This window comes from Streptomyces sp. NPDC093598 (assembly GCF_044764825.1).
Classification (GTDB): domain Bacteria; phylum Actinomycetota; class Actinomycetes; order Streptomycetales; family Streptomycetaceae; genus Streptomyces.
The window spans coordinates 230,685-248,613 of record NZ_JBIWIV010000001.1; the positions used below are offsets into that span (position 1 = coordinate 230,685).

The window sequence follows — 17,929 nt, forward strand, 5'->3', positions numbered from 1 at the left end:
ACGGAAGGTATCGAGCGACAGCAACGGCAATCACGTCAGGACAGCAGGAAGTCCGCCTCCCCCGCCTTCGCTCCCTCGATGAAGGCCGTCATCTCGTCCGTGGTGTAGATCAGCGCCGGACCGTCCGGGTCGGTGGACTGCCGGAGGGCGATCCGGCCGTCGGCGAGCTTCATCGCCTCCAGGCAGTTGCCTCCGTTTCCGCCGCTCCACGGCTTGTGCCAGCCTTCGCTGCCCAAGTCACGCGCGGGCATGCCGTTGTAGACGTGTTTGCGCGGCTTGATGCGATCCATTCACAGCTCCTTGCGGAGATCGCGGAGGATCTCCTTCGTGCGATGTGCCGAGGCGGCCTGCGCCGCCATGCGGTCCATGACCTCGAGGTGGGTCGCCACCTCGGTGCGCGCGTCGAGATAGACCGCGCCGGTCAGGTACTCGCTGTAGACCATGTCCGGCAGTTCGGCCACGGCGAATCGGAACAGCACGAACGGCCCGTACGTGCCCGGGTGCGGCCCATTGGCGAACGGGGCGATCTGCAGCGTCACGTTGGGCAGCTTCGTGGCGTCGAGCAGTTTGTCGATCTGGGCACGCATCACCTCCGGGCCGCCGACCGGGCGCCGCAGCGCGGTCTCGTCCATCACGACCCACAGCCGGGGCGCGTCCTCGCGGGTGAGCAGGTCCTGGCGCCGCATGCGCAGGGCGACATGACGCTCGATGTCCTCGGGCCGGGTCTGGCCGATGGCGCCGGATTGCAGCACCCCGCGCGCGTAGTCCTCGGTCTGGAGCAGTCCGGGGACGAAATGGGGCTCGTAACTGCGGATGACGCCGGCCGCGCCCTCCAGGCTCACGTACATCGAGAACCAGCCGGGCAGGATGTCGTGGAAACGCTGCCACCAGCCGGGCCTGTTGGCATCCTCGGCCAGCCGGACGAAGGCTTCGGCCTCCTCGTCGGAGATTCCGTACGCCTTGAGGAGCAGTTGCAGGTAAGGGATTTTGAGCGCGACCTCGGCCATTTCCATACGGCGGACCGTGGCGGGGGCGACGCGGAGGATGCGCGCGGCCTCCTCGCGCTTCATCCCGGCGCGTTCCCTCAGGTCCAACAGGCGTCGGCCGAGTACGACCTGACCGACCGTCGGCGCGGACCGCGGTTCACTCACGCTCCACCTCCACGAAGAGTTCTGACGAGCCGGCCACGAAAAAGACGCTGACAGCCCGGCGGCGCCATTCGAAGACCTTTTCGAAGAGCTGATCCGAACAAAGCGTTTCGAACGAATCTTCGACGATCTCAACTGGCGCCGCGCGGAGTGCTGTTGCGAGCAGTGTGCCACGGCCTTCCAGACCGTCACACGGCACTCTGCAATTTTCAGAGTGACACTTGCCAAGTGTTCACGGCGGGGCGATAGTGGCAAGCGTGATTCCGTCCGCGCCCTTAGGAACAGATGCCGCCGCAGGCCCCCTCGGGCTTGGCGCCGCCACGGGAGAGGCCCCCCTCGGGGTCGCTGCCGAGCGCCGGTTCCGTTTCGAGCTGGCCGCACATCCGGGTTCTCCCGCTCGGGCCAGACGCCTGACGCAGGCCCGGCTGACCGGCTGGTCGGTGTGCGAGGACACGTGCGACAGCGCGGCCCTGGTGGTTTCCGAGCTGGTCACCAACGCCATCGTGCACACGGCGAGCACCCACATAGTGTGCGAGCTGCACGACGGCGACGACCTGGTGCGGATAGCCGTACGTGACGAGGGCTGCGCCCCGGGCCAGCCCCACGCCGCCGGCCGGACACGGCCCGAGGAGGAGCACGGGAGGGGACTGCTTCTCGTCGACGCCCTCTGCCGTGCCTGGGGTGCCCATGAGGACGGCCCCGGGCTGCTGGTCTGGGCCGAGCTGCCGCGCACGGCGGACACCCCGCAGGATCCGGCCGAACCCCGCAGCGACCTGGGCTGGGGCGCCCGCCCGAAGCGGGGCCCGTCCGACGACCCGGGCGACGGGGACGGAACCCATCAGGCACGCCACGTACGGGGTACCCCGGAGGTTCCCCAGCAGGAGCGCCGCCGAGAGCGGGGGCGCGCATGAGCCCCGTGCACGGAGGCGGCGTGCTGAACCTCGACACGCTGGTCCGCGTCCGGCGCGGACTGCGCACGCCCGGCCCGGCGCTGCGTCTGCCCGTGCCCGACGGCATGACCGCCCCGCTCGGCTGCGACGCGGTCGCGGTTCCCGCCCGCTTCGGCCCGCTGGTGATGCCCCGGCTGCCCCGAGTGGGCTGCGTCTACGCCGACGAGACGCACTGGTGGTGGCTGGTGCCGTCCGACTCCGACCACGCCCTGGAGTGGCCCGCCCCGGCGCACTACGTCACCGGCGCGATCGTCCCGGACCTGCTGGTGATCCCCGACCTGATCCACCGCCCGGACGGCACGTTTCCGTACACCCCGCCGATACCCCTCTACCTGGCGCTGTGCCGCGTGACGGGGACGGCCCCGTCCTGGTCACGCCCGGTCAGCGCGTAGGCCGGACCCGGCAGACCTCCACGCGAGTCCCTCCGCACGATCGCCCACGGCACGGCCGGCCCAGCGCGAGCGCCCTTCGCACGACCGCTCGACCGCTCGACGCACGATCAGCCCGCACACGGCAGACCCCCGCACGATCAGCCCGCCCACGGCAGACCCCCGCGCACGACCGCCACCCCCCGCGAACCCTCGCCCCGCCTCCCCCTTCCCCCCGGCGCAGCCCCCTCGCCCCCGCACCACCCCACACCCCCGCGCCGCCACCCACCTCTCCCCGGTCGCGTCGTGCGCCCGCGCGCATCCGGCGCCCCGGGCTGCGCCCTGCCCGGGCGAGCGCCCGCCCGGCGATAGTGGCCGTTCGGTCACGAGCGGGCCCGAGCTGGGAGGTCGGTGGACGGTGGGGAAGAAGCGGACCGCGCCGGAGGTGTCCGAGTCGGAGCGGCTGCTCTTCGGCGGGCCGCTGCGCTACGACATGGGCTGGAACCAGCACGCCGACGCGTTCCTGGAGCTGAACTTCCGCGCCATGATCACCCGGCTGCCGTCCCTGCTGGCGTCCAGCCTCCGGCTCGCTCGGCAGGCCGACAGGGGCGCCGCACGGATCGTGCTGGCCGCCGAGGCGGGCCGGGGCGCGGCGCAGGCGGTGAGTCTGCTCGCGGTCAACAGTGTGCTGGCCCGGCTGATGGGCGGCGGCCCGATCGACGACCGTCTGCGCGGAGCCGTCCCCGCCCTGGTCACGGTGGCCGTCGTGATGTTCCTCGCGGCCCTGCTGCGAGCCGCGAGCACCTACGCCACCGGCCGGCTGGAGCCCAAGGTGGAGCGAGTGGCGACCGAGCGGTACCTGGAGCGGGCCGCGGCCGTCGAGCTGGCCGCGATCGAGGACCACGCCTTCCACAAGCTGCTGGACACCGCGCAGTACGGCGCCGCCTCCGCACGCCGGATGATCTCCTACGGCACGCGTGTGATCAACGCGATGATCTCGCTGGTCGCGGCGGCGGGCGTGCTGACCGTGCTGCACCCCGCCCTGCTGCCGCTGCTGGTCACGATGACCCTGCCGAGCGCCTGGAGCGCGCTGACCGTCGCCCGGCGGCGCTACGAGTCCTTCCACGCCTGGGTGCAGCACGCCCGCGCGGGCCGGCTGCTCGGCAGCCTGCTGATCGAGCCCGAGGCGGCCCCCGAGATCCGGGTGCACGGGGTGGGCTCCTTCCTGCTGCGGCACTTCCGCGCGATGTCGGAGACGGCCGAGGCCGAGCAGGCCCGCCTGGCCGGGCTCGCGGCGCGCACGGGCCTGATCGCGGCGGCATGGACGGGCCTGGCGACGGTGGCGACGTACGCGACGCTGGGCGGGCTGCTGCTGGCGGGGGCGATGGCCCTGTCCGTCGCGGGCACGGCCGTGATCGCGATCCGGACCGGCTCGCAGAGCCTCGACACGCTCGTGGTGGAGGTCAACGCGCTGCACGAGGAGGCGCTCTTCGTCGGCGACCTGCATCGGCTGTACACCGAGGCGGACCAGTGGGCGATCCCGGCGGGAGGGGTGCCGCTGCCGGAGGATCCGCGCGAGATCCGCTTCGAGAACGTCACGTTCCGCTACCCCGGCGACTCGGCCCGGCCCGCCCTCGACGACGTGACGCTCAGCCTGCCGCTGGGCCGGATCGTGGCACTGGTCGGCGAGAACGGCTCCGGCAAGACCACCCTGGTCAAGCTGCTCGCCGGGCTGTACACACCGGAGCGGGGCCGGATCCTGTGGGACGGCGTGGACGCGGCGACCGCCGACCGGCACCGGCTGGCCGAGCGGATCGCGATGGTGGCGCAGGACTTCAAGCGGTGGCCGTTCACGGCCCGGGTGAACGTCGCCCTGGGGCGCCCCTCGGTGCCGGTGTGCGAGGACCGGCTGGCCGCGTCGGTCGCCGACGCCGGGGCGGAGGCGGTGGTCGCGGACCTGCCGCGCGGGCTGGACACGCTGCTCGCCCGCAATTTCAGCGGCGGGCACGAACTGTCGGGCGGCCAGTGGCAGCGGCTGGGCATCGCCCGGGCGGCCTACCGCAGGGGCCGCATCCTCATCGTGGACGAGCCGACGGCGGCCCTGGACGCCCGGGCCGAGCTGGAGGTCTTCGAGCGGATCCGCGCCCTGGCCGACAGCGGCCAGACGGTCGTGCTGATCACGCACCGGCTGGCGTCCGTACGGCACGCGGACCTCGTGCACGTCCTGGACCACGGCCGGGTCGTGGAGTCCGGGACGCCGGACGAGCTGCTGGCCACCGGCGGGCTCTACGCCGAGCTGTACGCGCTCCAGGCGGAGCAGTTCGCCTCGTCCCCCGCACCGGTCAGGAAGGTGCCGGCGCCGAAGGCGGGCTGAGGGCACACGTCAGGCCGTGGCGTCGGCCACGTCCCCGCTGCGCACGATCACCAGGAACATGTCCGTGGCGAGGTCCATGACCACCTCGGCGGGCAGGCCTTCCCGACGCCGCGCCTGCGCGAACTCCTCCGCAGGCCAGGACCCGCGCGGCCCACCTGCGGGAAAGCGCTCGAGCACCGTTCGCCCGTTCACCCTGCACCTCCATGTAGCGCTGTACTCGTAGAGTTAAACGCCAACCATGGGGTGAACGGCTCGCGAAGTGACGGTTCTGAGACGTAGTTGACACGCGTTCACCGCCAAGTGTGACCAACCTCTCAGCCCCTTGGCGTATGTGTTCACTTTCCGTATCAGTCGTCGCACTCGTCGTGATACCGCATGCGCTCACTTCGCACAGGCGCACCAAAGGCCGACGCGCGCCCCTTGGGCTCCCTCCGCGTGCCGTCAGGTGTCGTACCGCTGGACGCGCCGGCCGTGGCTGCGGTCGACCAGGGCGGGCAGCCGCTCCTGAAGCTCCCCCACCACCGCCGGGACGTCGACGGTCAGCAGTTCGCGGTCGCGCATCAGGATCCGTCCGTCGACGATCGTGGTGCGGACGTCGGCGGAGCGGGCGCTGTGCACGAGGGTGGCGGCGAGGTCGTGGACGGGCTGGGTGTGCGGCCCGGTGAGGTCGACCAGGACGATGTCGGCCCGCCGGCCGGGGGCGATGCTCCCGGCGCTGTCCCCGAGGCCGACGGCACGGGCGCTCTGCAGGGTGGCGTGGTGCAGGGCCTGGCGGGAGGTCAGCCAGCGCGGGTCGCCCTCGGCCGACTTCTGGACCAGTGAGGTGAGGGCCATGGCCTCCCACACGTCGAGGGAGTTGTTGGAGGCGGCGCCGTCGGTGGCGAGTCCGACGTCGACGCCGATGTCGCCGAGGGCGCGGACGGGTGTGGTGTCGGGCCAGGCGAACTTGAGGTAGCCGCGGGGCGCGCTGGCGACGGCCGTACGACCGCCCGCCCGCCGCAGGACGGGCAGGTCCCCGTCGGTGATGCCGGTGCCGTGGGCGAGGAGCACGTCCGCGTCGAGGATGCCGGTGCGTTCCAGCACCTCGATCGGGGTGACGCCGTGGCGGGCGAGGCTGGTGTCGGTCTGGTCGCGGTTCTCGGCGGCGTGCAGGTGCACGGGCAGGCCGTGCTCGCGGGCGAGCCGGGCGGTGGCGGCGAGGTCGGTGTCGTCGACCGTGTAGGGGGCGTGGGGCGCGAGCGCGGTGGTGATCCGGCCGTCGGCCGCGCCGCGGTGCCGCAGCGCGAACTCCAGTGACCGCTCGCGGCCTTCGGGGCCCTGCGAGGAGAAGAAGGCCTCGCCGAGCAGCGCCCGCATGCCGGTTTCCGCGACCACTTGGGCCACCGCGTCCATGGCGAAGTAGTGGTCGGCGAAGCAGGTGACGCCCGCGCGGATCATCTCGGCGCAGGCGAGCCGCGCCCCCAACTCGACGTCCCGTGCCGTGAGGTTGGACTCGACCGGCCAGACGACGTCGTTGAACCACTCCTCGGTGGGGAGGTCCTCGGCGAGGCCGCGCAGCGCGACCATCGGCGCGTGCGTGTGACAGTTGATCAGGCCGGGCAGGGCGACCTGGCCGGGGGCGTCGATGCGCTCGGCGGCGGGCAGCTCCGCGACCTCGGCGGAGGTCGTGACCGCCTCGACGACGCCGTGCCGTACGACGATCGCGGCGTCCTGCGCGAACCCGATCCGCTCTTGATCGTCGTGCACGAGGACCGTACATGCGCTGATGATGAGGTCGGCGGGACTGTTCGCGGCAGAAGGCGTCACCACGCCAACGTACGACGGCGTCGTAGGGCGGCATGACCCGGACCGCACATCCCGTCACGGCTCTGTCGCGGGGCGGGCCGGGCGCGCACCCTGGCCTCACCACCCCGTCTGTCGGCTTCTGAAAGGAGCCCGGCATGCTCCTCGGCACCTGGAATCTGGAGAACCTCTACCGGCCCGGCGGCCCCTACGGCCCGAAGGACGAGGCCGGGTACGCGGCGAAGCTCGCCTCGCTCGCCGCCGTGATCACGGAACTCGATCCGACGCTGCTCGGCGTGCAGGAGGTCGGGGACCCCGAGGCCCTGAAGGACCTGGCAGGGATGCTCGACGACGACTGGCACGTCGCCCTGTCCGAGCATGCGGACAGCCGGGGCATACGGGTCGGGTTCCTGAGCCGTACGGCCGTCACGGTGGTGGCCGACACGCGGGCGTTCCCGGCGGAGCTGCGCCCGGTCCAGGCGGACGATTCGGGGCTGACGGCGGGGCAGGCCGGGCGGGGCGTCCTGGCGGTCGAGGTCGAGAGCGGGGACGGACCGCTGCGGGTGGCGGTCTGTCATCTGAAGTCGAAGCTGCTGACGTATCCCGACGGCCGGTTCCAGCCGCGCGACGAGGGCGAGCGGGCCCGCTACGGTGCCTACGCCCTGTACCGGCGGGCGGCCGAGGCGACGGCCCTGCGCGCCCTCGCGGACGAGCTGCTGGCCGGTGACGGACAGGGGCGGGACGTGGCGATACTGGGCGACCTGAACGACGAGGTGCGGGCGGCGACCACGCAGATCCTGCTCGGCCCGCCCGGCTCGGAGATCGGCACACCGGGCTACGACCGGTCCGACCGGGGCGACGCGACGCGGCTGTGGGACGTGGCCCCGCTCATCCCGCCCGGGCAGCGCTGGTCCCGGGTGAACTCCGGGCGGCGCGAGCTGATCGACCACGTGCTGCTGAGCCACCGCCTGGTGCACCGGGTGACGGCGGCGGGCACGGGTCTGCCCGGCGAGGGCCCGCCCGGTCTGCCGTCGGTCGGCCCGGATCCGGCGGAACGCCGGGGCGAGCCCGGCTCGGACCACGCTCCGGTGTGGGTACGGGTCGGCGGCTGAGCACGCTGCCGTGCCCGGGCGCCCGCTGTGGCCAGGGGCGGAGGGGCGGCAGCCCGGTGCCGGGCGTCCTACCCGGCGAGGGGTGTCCGGGGCGGCCGTAGTCCCACCCGGTTTCCGTGGTCGGCGAGTTCGGCGAGGACGGCCGCGAGGCGTTCCTCGTGGCGGGGCCCGATCCGGCCCGTGTCGTCGAGGTGCACGGCGCACGCGGTCGTGGTGTCGACGAGGCGTTCGAGGAGGTCGGCCACCTCGTCCGCGCCCTCGGTGTGCCGGGCGAGGGCGGGCAGTTCGTGCGCGGCGAGGGAGATGGCCGAACGGGCCTCGGCGAGGGTGCGATAGGCCTCGCGGCGCAGGGTCCAGCGGGTGGTGCGGTGGTCGGAGGGGGTGCCGGAGGTTCCGATGCGGGGGGCGTCGGCCTCGTCGAGGACGTGCGTCAGGTAGGCGTAGGCGGCCTCGGTCGCCGTCGCGAGCCGGGCCCGTACGCCCCCGCCGCGCTGGCCGGGCATCGGCAGGTGCCCGACGATCAGCACGATCGCGCAGGCCAGCAGCGTCTCGCCGATCCGGCCCGCGGAGGCCTGGGCTTCGCCGCCGACCATGACGAGCGCGAGGACGAGGACGGTGGCGACGGCGGTCTGGGCGGCGAAGTGCCGGGTGGCGACGGGTATGAGCGCTCCGCTGAGGGCGACGAGCGCGATGAGCCCTTCCGGACGGGGCAGGACGGCGGCCAACCCGGCGAACAGCAGCGCCCCGAGGACGGTCCCGGCGGCCCGGTTCAGCACCCGTGACGCCAGCGGCCCCAGGTCCGGCTTGACGAGGAAGACGGCCGTGGCGGGCAGCCAGTACCAGTGCTCGTGCTGCCCGTACCACTGGCTCTGGTGCAGGGCCTGGGCCACCGCCGAGCTGGCCCCGAAGCAGAGGGCGACGCGCAGCCCGTACTCACGTCCGGCACTGCCGAACGCGGCGCGCAGCCGGTCCCCGGCGCTGCGGGGCCGGGTGTGCAGATCGCCGCCCCGGCCCCGGTCGAAGACCTCGGCGGCGTGCAGGAGGGCGTCGTCGAGGGCGCGCAGGGCGGGCGCCGAGCGGGACGGCGCGGGCAGCGGCCCGGTGTGGGTGTTGCCGCGTACGGCGGCGGCGAGCCGCCGGGGGCCTTCGGAGGCGCGTTCGGCGACGGCCTCCTCGGCCCAGGCGAGAGCGGTGGCGGCCTCGGCCAGGGGCAGGGCCGCGGCGTACTGCGCGTGCAGCCGCCGCTCGGTGGAGGAGGAGGCGTACCGGCGCAGCCGCGGCCCGGCGAGGGCGTCCTGGGCGTGGTCGAGGGCGGCGGTCAGCGCGGCCCGGCGGCGGATGGCGTCCGGCCCGCCGACGGCGTCGAGCAGTTCGGCGACGGCCTCGTACACACCGGCCACGGCCTCCCGCTCCCCGTCGAAGCGGAAGTCACCGGCGAGGGAGCCGGGCGTGGGCAGGACGAGCCGCAGCGCGAGCAGCCACCCCGCCCCGGCGAGATAGGCGAGCGCCCGCTCCCATCCCGGCTCCGGCAGGGGCATCCCGGCGCCGATCGCCGCGCCGACGAGCAACTGCGTCCCGACGGCGGACGCGACGGGCCCGACGGCGCTCATCCCTCCGGCGACGAGCCCGACGATCGTGAGCACCACGGTGAGCACGACCGCCCCTGTCCCCTGCCCGGTGTACGTCCCGACCACGAGCCCCACGGCACCGCCCAGGGCGGGCACTCCGATCCGCTGGACCGAGACGCGGCGGCTGCCGGGCCGGTCGTTGATCCCGGCGAGCATGGCGGCGACGGCGGCGACGACGCCGAGGGAGGTGAGACCGCTCTGCACGGCCACGAGCAGCAGGGGTCCGGCGGACAGGGCCCCCCGCGTCACCGCGCTCCAGGGCACGGGCCCCCGCTGGGCACGCAGGGCGTGCGCGAGCCAGGGCGGAAGGTGCGGGGCGATGCGGCGGGACACGGGGCTCCTGTCGTCTCGACGAGGGCAGGGGAAGCCTTCGGGCGACGGTGGCCGGGGCGGGGCGGGGCTGTCCACGCTAGGTGGGGTTCCTGGAGGATAGGTGTCCGGAACGTGTCGGGCGGCTCGAAACCGGCGTTCTTTATGTACGCAATCAAGAACCGAGACCCCGGCAACCTTTTCGGCCACGGCGACCACTGGTGGGTCGTGAGCGCGCGTTCTCCTGAACCACGCAAGGACTCGAAGGACTCATCCGTGGCATCCGCATCCCACCGCCGTCCCCTCCGCAAGCGGCGCACGGCCCTCGTCTGGGCCGTCGCCGTGGCAGCGGTGGGACTTCTCGTCTCCCTCGTGATCGCCCTGCGCCCCGGCAGCGAACCGGACACGGTGCGGACGGCGGCCGCGACCGCCACCGGCACCCGGCCGAGCGCCCCGCCGACGACACACAAGCCCACACCGGCGCCGAAGCCCTCCGCGGACTCCCCGGCCTCGTCGACTCCGACACCCGCGCCGGCCACCACGTCGGCGCGGCCCTCGCCCGCCGCCACCCGGTCGTCCGCACCGCGTCCGGCGTCCGGCACGGCAGCCCTGGCCGGACGGATCAAGCCCGGAACCACCTACAACGGCGTCGCCACCCACTACGACGCCAAGGACGGTGACGGCGCCTGCCTGTACGGCCCGAGCCCCGACCTGATGGTCGCGGCGATGAACCACGCCGACTACGAGACGTCCCAGGCGTGCGGGGCGTACATCCTCGTCCGCGCGGCGAGCGGCGCCTCCGTCACCGTCCGGATCACCAACGAATGCCCCCTGCCCTGCGCCCCCGGCCAGCTCGACCTCAGCAAGGAGGCGTTCGCGAAGCTCGCCGGCCTCTCCGTGGGCCGGACAGCGGTCACCTGGAGCCTGCTGAGCCCCGGCACGTCCGAGAAGATCTCGATCCGCTACAAGACCGGTTCCAGCCGCCACTGGTGCGGCATCCAGGCACTGGGCCACCGCAACCCGCTGGCCCGGCTGGAGGTCAGGACCGGCAGCGGCTGGAGCCGACTGACCCGTACGGAGTACAACTACTTCCTCTCCCCCGACGGCACCGGCTGCGGCGGCTCCCTCAGGCTCACCGACATCTACGGCGAACAGCTCACCGTCGACGGCATCGCGGTCCGCCCGGACGCCGTCCAGCCGACGCGCGTCCAGTTCACCCGTCGGTGACGGCGTTCACGGCACGGGCGAGGAGCGTCTCGGCGTCGGTGACGGTCCGGGCGAGGGCGGCCGGATCGTCGGTGAGGTTCCGTACGACCGCGTCCACCTCCCGCAACCCCGCACGTGCCACCAGCCCCTTGTCGTTGGTGACCCATTCGCCGCGCGCCGCCAGCACCGCGTGCGCCGTCTGTGTCGCGGCGAGGGCGATCGCGCCCGCGACCTGGGTGACGGCGCTCTTGGGGGCGTGGCCGGCCTTGGCGTAGGCGAGGGTGGCCGTGGCCATGCCGTGCCAGTGCGCCGGGGCACTCGCGCGCAGCGCCCGCGGATAGGACCCCGGACGCGGCAGTTCGCCCCGCAGCACCTGGTTGATCGCGAGTTCGGCGACGAGGAGGTACGTCGGGATGCCCGCCAGGTGGAACATCAGGGGCTCCACACGGAAGCGGCCCTGCTCCGCCTCGGCCAGCTCGTGTTCGACCACGTCCAGATCGCGGTAGTGGACGTCCACCTTCCTGCCCTCGATCGTCAGCCAGGCGCCTGAGTCGAAGACGCCGCCGCCCCACGCGCCGATCTCGCAGACCTCGCCCTCCCAGCCGACCGCGCGGAGATCGGCCGGGTCGAAGGCGCCGCGGTAGTAGACCGCCAGGTCCCAGTCGCTGTCGGGCCGTTCGGTGCCCTGGGCGCGGGAGCCGCCGAGGGTGACGGCTCGAACGGCGGGGAGGGCGGCGAGGCGGTCGGCGGTGGTGTCGAGGAAGGTGTGGTCCGGGACGGCGGGCACGGCGGGCTCCTGGGCAGGCGGGGTCCAGGGAAGCGTAGGGGGACGGTCCGGCCGCCGGGAACCGAAATACGGGTGCGTGCGCGTGCCGGGCCCCTCATGATCGGGGGTTGTCCTGTCGCCGCCCGCAGATCGGAGACCTCACGTGATCCGCCGCGTCACCGTCCCGAGCCTCTTCCCGCCGCCCGCCTACTCCCATGCGTCCGTCGTCGAGGCCGGCACGCGGCTGGCGTTCCTCGCCGGGTCCGTGCCGCTGGGCCCGGACGGCACACTCGTCGGGCCCGGAGATCCCGTGCGGCAGGCCGAGCAGGTCATCGGCAACCTGCGGGAGCAACTGGCCGCCGTGGGGAGCGATCTGGCGCACGTCGTGGCGACCGACGTGTACGTGGTGAGCGATGAACCAGCCGTGCTGTCCGCCGTCTGGAGTGTGGTCGAGGCGTCCGGCCTCAGTGCGGGCCCGCACTCGTCGACGCTGATCGGCGTGGCGTGTCTCGGATACGCGGGACAGCTGGTGGAGATTACGGCGACAGCCGTCGTGCCCGACGGGCCGCCTGCCTGAGGAGGACTCCATGTTGATCGAGCACCGCGGGCAGCGCCCTGTCGTCCCCGAGTCCGCGTACGTCGCTCCGACGGCCGTCGTGTGCGGGGCCGTCGTCCTCGGGGAGCGCAGCCGGGTGCTGCACGGGGCCGTGCTCACCGCGGAGGACGGGGAGGTGCGGGTCGGCTCGGACGTCGTCGTCATGGAGAACGCGCTGGTGCGGGGGCGGTCCGCGCACCCGGCCGTGATCGGTGACGCGGTGCTCGTCGGCCCGCACGCCCATGTCAACGGGGCGACCCTGGAGGACGAGGTCTTCGTGGCCACCGGCGCCTGCGTCTTCCCGGGGGCCGTCGCGGGCGTCGGCTCGGAGCTGCGGATCCACAGCGTGCTGCACGTCAACTCGGTGCTGCCGCCCGGCACCGTCCTGCCCATCGGCTGGATCGCGGCGGGCGCACCCCGGGCCCGGCTCTTCGCACCCGGGGAGCACGACGAACTCTGGCAGATCCAGGAGGCGCTGGACTTCCCGGGCACGGTCTACGGCATCCCGCGCGGCACCTCCATGCGCGAGGTCATGGCCCGGCAGGCGGAGCTCTACGGGGCCCACCGCGACGACGTCACCCTCGACGGCCCGGCATGAGCTACCGCCCTCCGGGCCTGCCCCACACCCTCCGTTTCGGCAGCGGCTCGGCGTAGCTCCCCACCCGGCTCGTGGTCAGGCCCAGCGCCACCAGCGACTCCGCCAGTCTGACCGCCGCGGCGACCCCGTCCACGACCGGCAGGCCCAGCTTCTCCCCGACCACCCGCTGCAGCCCGGTCATGCCGGCGCAGCCCAGCACCAGGACCTCCGCCCCGGCCGCGCAGGCCCGTTCCGCGGCGGCCAGGAACGCCGTCTCGGTCCGCTCGTCGTCGCCGAGGTCGAGCACGTTCAGGCCCGTGCCGACGATCGCCGCACAGTTGCGTGCCACACCCGCCGTCTCCAGGCTGTCCTCGATCTGGCCGCGCGAGCGCTCCAGCGTGGTCACCACGCCGTAGCGGCGGCCCAGCAGGCAGGCGAGATGTGCCGCGGCCTCGGTGATGTCGACGACCGGCACGCCCACCAGCTCCCGTGCGCCCTCCCGCCCGTGCTCCCCGAATCCGGCCATGACCACGGCGTCGTACGGCGGTCCGTCGTAGGTCCGCAGCGTGTCCAGGACGGCCGCGGCGGACAGGTAGCTGTCGAGCCAGCCCTCCGCGGACGCCGGTCCCCAGTCGGGGGTCAGTCCGGTCACGGTGGTGCCCGGGCCTGCGGCGGCCCGGGCACCTCGCACGATCTCCTCGGTCATCTCCTGCGTGGTGTTGCAGTTGGTGACGACGATCCGCACGTCTCTCAGACCTCCGCGGTGGCGCGCTCGGGACGGCACAGGGCGGCGTAGATCGCGGCGGCGAGCGCCGTGCCGATGAACCAGGAGTACGGGGCGACGTCGCTGAAGGTCTTCACCAGCGCGAGCACCGCCGCGACACCGGCCGCCGGCAGGAACGCCCACAGCGCCTTGGGGTTGAAGCCCCTGCGGTAGTGGTAGCGGGCGCCGGGCGAGGCGTCGAACAGCTCGTCCACGTTCACGCGGCCGCGCTTGACCCAGTAGTAGTCGACCATGATCACGCCGAACAGCGGGCCGAGGAAGGCGCCGAGGCCGCCGAGGAAGTAGTTGACGACGGTCGGGTTGGAGAAGAGGTTCCAGGGGGTGACGAGCAGCGCCGCGACCGTGCTGATCATGCCTCCGACCTTGAAGGTGATCTTCTGCGGCCAGACGTTGGCCAGGTCGTACGCCGGTGAGACGAAGTTGGCGACGATGTTGACGCCCATGGTGGCGATGGCGAAGGTCAGCGCGCCCAGCACCAGCACCCAGGTGTTGCCGATCTCGGCGACGAGGTAGGCCGGGTCGGTGATCTCCTTGCCGAAGACCTCGAAGGCTCCCGCGGTGACGATGACCGACACGATCACGAAGGCCGTGGAGTTGACGGGCAGACCCCAGAAGTTGCCGCGCCGGACCGCCTTGTAGTCGGGCGCGAAGCGGGAGAAGTCGCAGAAGTTGAGCATCAGGGTGCCGTACGTGGCGAGGACCAGGCCGATCGCGCCGAACCACTGACGCCACTGCTCACCGACGGAGACCGGGTGCGGGGTGGAGGTGAGCGAGATCGTCCAGCCGGCCTTGGCGAGAATCCACACGGCCAGCGCGATCATCACGAGCCAGATCGCCGGGCCGCAGAAGTCCTGGAACTTACGGACGGACTCCATGCCCCGGCTGATGATCGCCGCCTGGACCAGCCACAGCGCGACGAAGGAGAACCAGCCGAGCGCGTCCAGGCCCAGGAAGGAGTGGTGCGTCCACGACTCCAGGCCCGGCCAGGCCGCCAGCAGCATCACGTTGACGGCGACGGAGGCGAGGTAGGTCTGGATGCCGTACCACATGATGGCGATCACGGCTCTGATCAGCGCGGGGATGTTGGCGCCCCAGACGCCGAACGCGATCCGGCTGACCACCGGGAAGGGCACGCCGTGGCGCTGGCCGATCTTCCCCATCCAGTTCATGCCGATGTAGATGATCACGAACCCGACGAGCAGGGACGTGAAGATCTGCCAGACGTTCATGCCCAGGAAGAGCAGCCCGGCGGCGAAGGTGTAGTTGCCGAGGTTGTGGACGTCGGACATCCACATGGCGAAGAGGTCGAAGACCTTCCAGTTGCGCTTCTCGGCGGGCGCCAGGTCCTCGTTGGTGAGCCGGGGGTCTGGGACGAACGCTGGGGTGCCGGTGGTTGCGGCACGGTCGGCGAGGGACACGGGGGCCTCCAGAGCAAGGGGACGACGGAGGACTGCTCGGCAGGACTGCGGACGGCCGCCCCGCGAGGCGTTTGGTATACCAAACTGCGTCATGGTCTCCCCGTCAACCGTTCCGACCGATGTCGCTCTTGTTAACGCTGCGTAAAAGACACCTCGCGTCGACGAAGATGGGCTTCATGACGAAGATCGAACCCCTCGGAGCGGTACGCGAACGCGTCACGGCCGATCTGCGCCAGGAGATCATCGCGGGCAGCCTCCGTCCCGGAGACCGCCTGGTCGAACGCGAGCTGGCGGAACGTTTCGGTGTCTCGCGCGTGCCGGTCCGGGAGGCGATCCGGGCCCTGGTGGCCGAGGGCTTCGTCCACTTCGAGACACCCCGCCGGACGGTAGTACGCCGCCTCACCCCGACCGACGTCAAGGAACTGTTCGAACTGCGAGAAGCCCTGGAGGTCTACGCCGCCGGACTCGCCGCGTCCCGCGCGACCCGGGAGGAGCTGGCCGAGGTCCGGGAGCTGATCGACCGCGCGGCCGCCGCCACGGAGGCCGGGGACGCCGAGGCGATCACCGACGTCAACAGCCGGCTGCACGACCGCATCGTGGCGATGGCCGGCAACAGCCTGCTGACCGAGGCCCTGGAACCGGTCGCCGGCCGGCTGCGCTGGATGACCCGGCGCAACGAGGAGTGGCCCCAGCTCCTCGTGGAACACCGCGAGTTGTACGAGGCCATCGCCTCGGGCGACCCGGAGCGGGCCCGCGCGCACGCGCTGACGCACGTACGGACCAACTACCGTTCCACCGTCCGTCACCTGTTCGGCGACGAGGCTCCCTAGTCGCTTCGGGCCGGCAGCTCCGCCGCCCGCCCGGCCGTCCGCAGGACGTCGCGCAGCATGGCGGGGGTGAGCCGGCCGGTGAAGGTGTTGCGCTGGCTGACGTGGAAGCAGCCGAACAGCTCCAGGCCGTCGAGGGCGAACCGTGCGCCGTGGGAGAAGGCGGGACGCGGCCGGGGCACCGGCCAGCCGGCCTCGGCGAACGCGGGCAGCGCGGCCTGCCAGCCGAAGCCGCCGAGCACGACCACGGCCCGCAGCGTCGGTCGCAGCAGCCGCAGTTCCTGCACGAGCCAGGGGCGGCAGGTGTCCCGCTCCTCGGGGGTGGGCTTGTTGGCGGGCGGGGCGCAGTGCACGGGCGAGGTGACGCGCACTCCGTACAGCTCCAGACCGTCGTGGGCGTGCACGGCGGTCGGCTGGGAGGCGAGACCGACGTCGTACAGCGCCTCGAAGAGGACGTCCCCGGAGCGGTCGCCGGTGAACATCCGGCCGGTGCGGTTGCCGCCGTGGGCGGCGGGGGCGAGTCCCACGATCAGCAGCCGGGCGTCCGCCGGCCCGAAACCGGGCACCGGCCGGCCCCAGTACGTCCAGTCCGCGAAGGCGGCTCGCTTGGCGCGTGCCGCCTCCTCGCGCCAGGAGACCAGCCGCGGGCAGGCCCGGCAGTCCGCTATGCGCCGGTCGAGGAGGGGAAGGCCGCTCGCATCCATCACTCCACGGTAGGGGCAGGTGGGGGGTCGTAGTCGTCGCGGGGGCGAGATCGGCGGGGACCGCTCCCCACACGTCGGTACGCCGGTGACCCGCACGGCCCGTTCATCGCTCCGCCGCAGCCAGAGCAGGGCCCCGGCCAGCAGCACGGCACCCGTCAGCAGCCAGGGCAGCGGGCCGGGGCGCAGCACCCCGACGGCCAGGCCGGTGAGCGCGCCGGCCAGTTGCTGGGCGAGGGACTGGACGGACAGGGCGGTGGCTCGGCCCGGGCCGGCGACCCGGCGGTGCAGGAGGTCGTTCTCGTTCGGGCCCGCCGCGCCGAAACCGAGGTAGACCAGTCCGAAGCCGACGACCGCGAGGGCCGTGGCCGCCGGATGGGCCGACGACGCGGTGACCCCGAGCAGCAGCAGGCCGCCCGCACCGGCCGCGAGACCGACCAGCACGGCCCGTTCGCCGCTGCCCGCGACCCGGGCGGTGAGCGGCGCGAGGTGGCTGCCGGCACCGGAACAGACGAAGCCCGCGCAGGACAGCCCGGCGTAGACCATCGCTGCGGAGCCGGCCGCGCCGGTCAGTGCGGCGGCACGGCCCGGTACGAGCAGTTCGATGGCGGCCAGGGCGCTGCCGGCGGCCGCGGAGGCGAGCAGGATCCGGCGGACAAGCGCGTCCCGGCCGCCCAGCCGCAGCCCGTCCAGCACTGTGGCGGGAACGCCGCGCAGCACGGAACGCAGGGTGGCAGGCGGTCGCGGGGGTTCCCGCAGAGCGGCCGGCACGTACACCACGAAGACGATCCTCAGCGCGGCTCCCAGCAGCAGGGGAACGGACAGGGGCAGCACCGCCCCGGACGTCGCCTGGCTCAGCCGGGCACCGAGGTCGGGTCCCAGGCCGAGCAGCCAGGGCAGGGCGCCGCCGAGCAGGATGCCGGCCGCCAGCGCGGCGGAGGTCGCGGAGCCGCCACGGGCCAGGCCCGTGCGCAGTTCGGCGTCGAAACCGGAGCATGCCTGGACGGTGTCGACGTACCAGGCCTCGGCGGTACCGCTGGCCAGGGCCCGGGCCGCGCCCATGAGCACCATGCCGGCGGTGAGCGAACAGGCGGTGGTGCCGAGGCCGACCAGAACGAAGGCGACCGCGCCGAGCGCACCGGCCGCGGCGAGGACCGGCCGGCGTCCGAGGACGTCCGAGAGCCCTCCGGTGGGTAGCTCCAGCGCCGCCACGGTGAGCGAGTGCGCGGCGAACAGCCCCGCGATCGCGGCGAGGGACATGCCACGCTCACTGAACAGCAGGACCATCGTGGCCATACTCAGGCCCGGCGGCAGCCAGAGGAGCGCGCAGACGGTGACGTACCGGCGGCGGGCGGCCTGTGTCCCGGGCGGCTCGGTCATCAGC

General features: G+C 73.1%; 18 protein-coding genes and 1 pseudogene. 8 read left to right on the forward strand and 11 right to left on the reverse strand.

The genetic code is table 11. The features are described 5' to 3' along the window. Positions 1-35: 35 nt before the first annotated feature. Genes ACIRDU_RS01085 through ACIRDU_RS01095 form a run of 3 tightly spaced genes read right to left on the reverse strand, consistent with a single transcriptional unit; the run spans position 36 to position 1,347 of the window. Positions 36-290 (reverse strand): DUF397 domain-containing protein, encoded by a 255-nt coding sequence (locus ACIRDU_RS01085; RefSeq protein ID WP_030852880.1) that lies wholly within the window; start codon positions 288-290, stop codon positions 36-38. Continuing rightward, positions 291-1,151, reverse strand: coding sequence for a helix-turn-helix transcriptional regulator (locus ACIRDU_RS01090; protein WP_403572626.1), 861 nt, complete (start codon positions 1,149-1,151; stop codon positions 291-293). Beyond that, complete coding sequence (locus ACIRDU_RS01095; protein ID WP_403572628.1) at positions 1,144-1,347, reverse strand: hypothetical protein; 204 nt, start codon at positions 1,345-1,347, stop codon at positions 1,144-1,146. Before ACIRDU_RS01095 ends, ACIRDU_RS01090 begins: the two co-directional genes overlap by 8 nt. 49 nt (positions 1,348-1,396) lie before the next feature. Between ACIRDU_RS01095 and ACIRDU_RS01100 the strand changes: the two genes are divergently transcribed. The 3 genes from ACIRDU_RS01100 (at position 1,397) to ACIRDU_RS01110 (ending at position 4,840) form a co-directional block, all read left to right on the forward strand. Further along, entirely contained in the window at positions 1,397-2,059 is a 663-nt protein-coding gene (locus tag ACIRDU_RS01100; RefSeq protein ID WP_403572631.1) for an ATP-binding protein, read from the forward strand. Next, positions 2,056-2,490, forward strand: a complete 435-nt coding sequence (locus ACIRDU_RS01105; RefSeq protein ID WP_403572635.1) for a hypothetical protein — start codon at positions 2,056-2,058, stop codon at positions 2,488-2,490. Before ACIRDU_RS01100 ends, ACIRDU_RS01105 begins: the two co-directional genes overlap by 4 nt. 394 nt (positions 2,491-2,884) lie before the next feature. Continuing rightward, positions 2,885-4,840 (forward strand): ABC transporter ATP-binding protein, encoded by a 1,956-nt coding sequence (locus tag ACIRDU_RS01110; RefSeq protein WP_403572638.1) that lies wholly within the window; start codon positions 2,885-2,887, stop codon positions 4,838-4,840. Positions 4,841-4,849: 9 nt separating this feature from the next. Here the strand turns inward: ACIRDU_RS01110 and ACIRDU_RS01115 are convergent, their stop codons facing one another. Then, positions 4,850-5,032, reverse strand: coding sequence for a hypothetical protein (locus ACIRDU_RS01115; RefSeq protein ID WP_184912631.1), 183 nt, complete (start codon positions 5,030-5,032; stop codon positions 4,850-4,852). Positions 5,033-5,281: 249 nt separating this feature from the next. Next, positions 5,282-6,646, reverse strand: coding sequence for an amidohydrolase (locus ACIRDU_RS01120; RefSeq protein ID WP_403572641.1), 1,365 nt, complete (start codon positions 6,644-6,646; stop codon positions 5,282-5,284). Between the two features lie 134 nt (positions 6,647-6,780). Between ACIRDU_RS01120 and ACIRDU_RS01125 the strand changes: the two genes are divergently transcribed. Then, positions 6,781-7,734 (forward strand): endonuclease/exonuclease/phosphatase family protein, encoded by a 954-nt coding sequence (locus ACIRDU_RS01125; RefSeq protein WP_403572644.1) that lies wholly within the window; start codon positions 6,781-6,783, stop codon positions 7,732-7,734. A gap of 68 nt (positions 7,735-7,802) precedes the next feature. On the opposite strand, the gene ACIRDU_RS01130 is transcribed toward ACIRDU_RS01125, so the two are convergent. Continuing rightward, the gene (locus ACIRDU_RS01130) at positions 7,803-9,695 is read right to left on the reverse strand and encodes an FUSC family protein (protein ID WP_403572647.1); all 1,893 of its coding nucleotides are present in this window, start codon (positions 9,693-9,695) and stop codon (positions 7,803-7,805) included. 252 nt (positions 9,696-9,947) lie between these two features. On the opposite strand from ACIRDU_RS01130, the gene ACIRDU_RS01135 reads away from it, so the two are divergent. Next, complete coding sequence (locus tag ACIRDU_RS01135; RefSeq protein ID WP_403572650.1) at positions 9,948-10,898, forward strand: expansin EXLX1 family cellulose-binding protein; 951 nt, start codon at positions 9,948-9,950, stop codon at positions 10,896-10,898. Here the strand turns inward: ACIRDU_RS01135 and ACIRDU_RS01140 are convergent. Next, positions 10,885-11,664 (reverse strand): nucleotidyltransferase domain-containing protein, encoded by a 780-nt coding sequence (locus ACIRDU_RS01140; protein ID WP_403572653.1) that lies wholly within the window; start codon positions 11,662-11,664, stop codon positions 10,885-10,887. The genes ACIRDU_RS01135 and ACIRDU_RS01140 overlap by 14 nt on opposite strands. 142 nt (positions 11,665-11,806) lie before the next feature. Here ACIRDU_RS01140 and ACIRDU_RS01145 point away from each other — a divergent pair, with 142 nt between their 5' ends. Further along, positions 11,807-12,220, forward strand: coding sequence for a RidA family protein (locus tag ACIRDU_RS01145; RefSeq protein ID WP_403572656.1), 414 nt, complete (start codon positions 11,807-11,809; stop codon positions 12,218-12,220). Between the two features lie 10 nt (positions 12,221-12,230). Beyond that, the gene (locus ACIRDU_RS01150) at positions 12,231-12,836 is read left to right on the forward strand and encodes a gamma carbonic anhydrase family protein (protein ID WP_403572659.1); all 606 of its coding nucleotides are present in this window, start codon (positions 12,231-12,233) and stop codon (positions 12,834-12,836) included. Position 12,837: 1 nt separating this feature from the next. On the opposite strand, the gene ACIRDU_RS01155 is transcribed toward ACIRDU_RS01150, so the two are convergent. Together ACIRDU_RS01155 and ACIRDU_RS01160 are read right to left on the reverse strand one after the other, a co-directional pair. Then, entirely contained in the window at positions 12,838-13,560 is a 723-nt protein-coding gene (locus tag ACIRDU_RS01155; protein WP_403572662.1) for an aspartate/glutamate racemase family protein, read from the reverse strand. Positions 13,561-13,565: 5 nt separating this feature from the next. Beyond that, positions 13,566-15,017, reverse strand: a complete 1,452-nt coding sequence (locus tag ACIRDU_RS01160; protein WP_403572665.1) for an NCS1 family nucleobase:cation symporter-1 — start codon at positions 15,015-15,017, stop codon at positions 13,566-13,568. 176 nt (positions 15,018-15,193) lie between these two features. Between ACIRDU_RS01160 and ACIRDU_RS01165 the strand changes: the two genes are divergently transcribed. Continuing rightward, a complete protein-coding gene (locus ACIRDU_RS01165; protein WP_403572667.1) occupies positions 15,194-15,847 on the forward strand; it encodes a GntR family transcriptional regulator in 654 nt (217 codons plus the stop codon). On the opposite strand, the gene ACIRDU_RS01170 is transcribed toward ACIRDU_RS01165, so the two are convergent. Next, entirely contained in the window at positions 15,844-16,548 is a 705-nt protein-coding gene (locus ACIRDU_RS01170) for a uracil-DNA glycosylase (protein ID WP_403575080.1), read from the reverse strand. The two genes, ACIRDU_RS01165 and ACIRDU_RS01170, sit on opposite strands and share 4 nt — an antisense overlap. Before the next feature lie 267 nt (positions 16,549-16,815). After that, a pseudogene (locus tag ACIRDU_RS01175) lies at positions 16,816-17,925 on the reverse strand (MFS transporter); the annotation flags it as partial. Positions 17,926-17,929 lie beyond the last annotated feature (4 nt).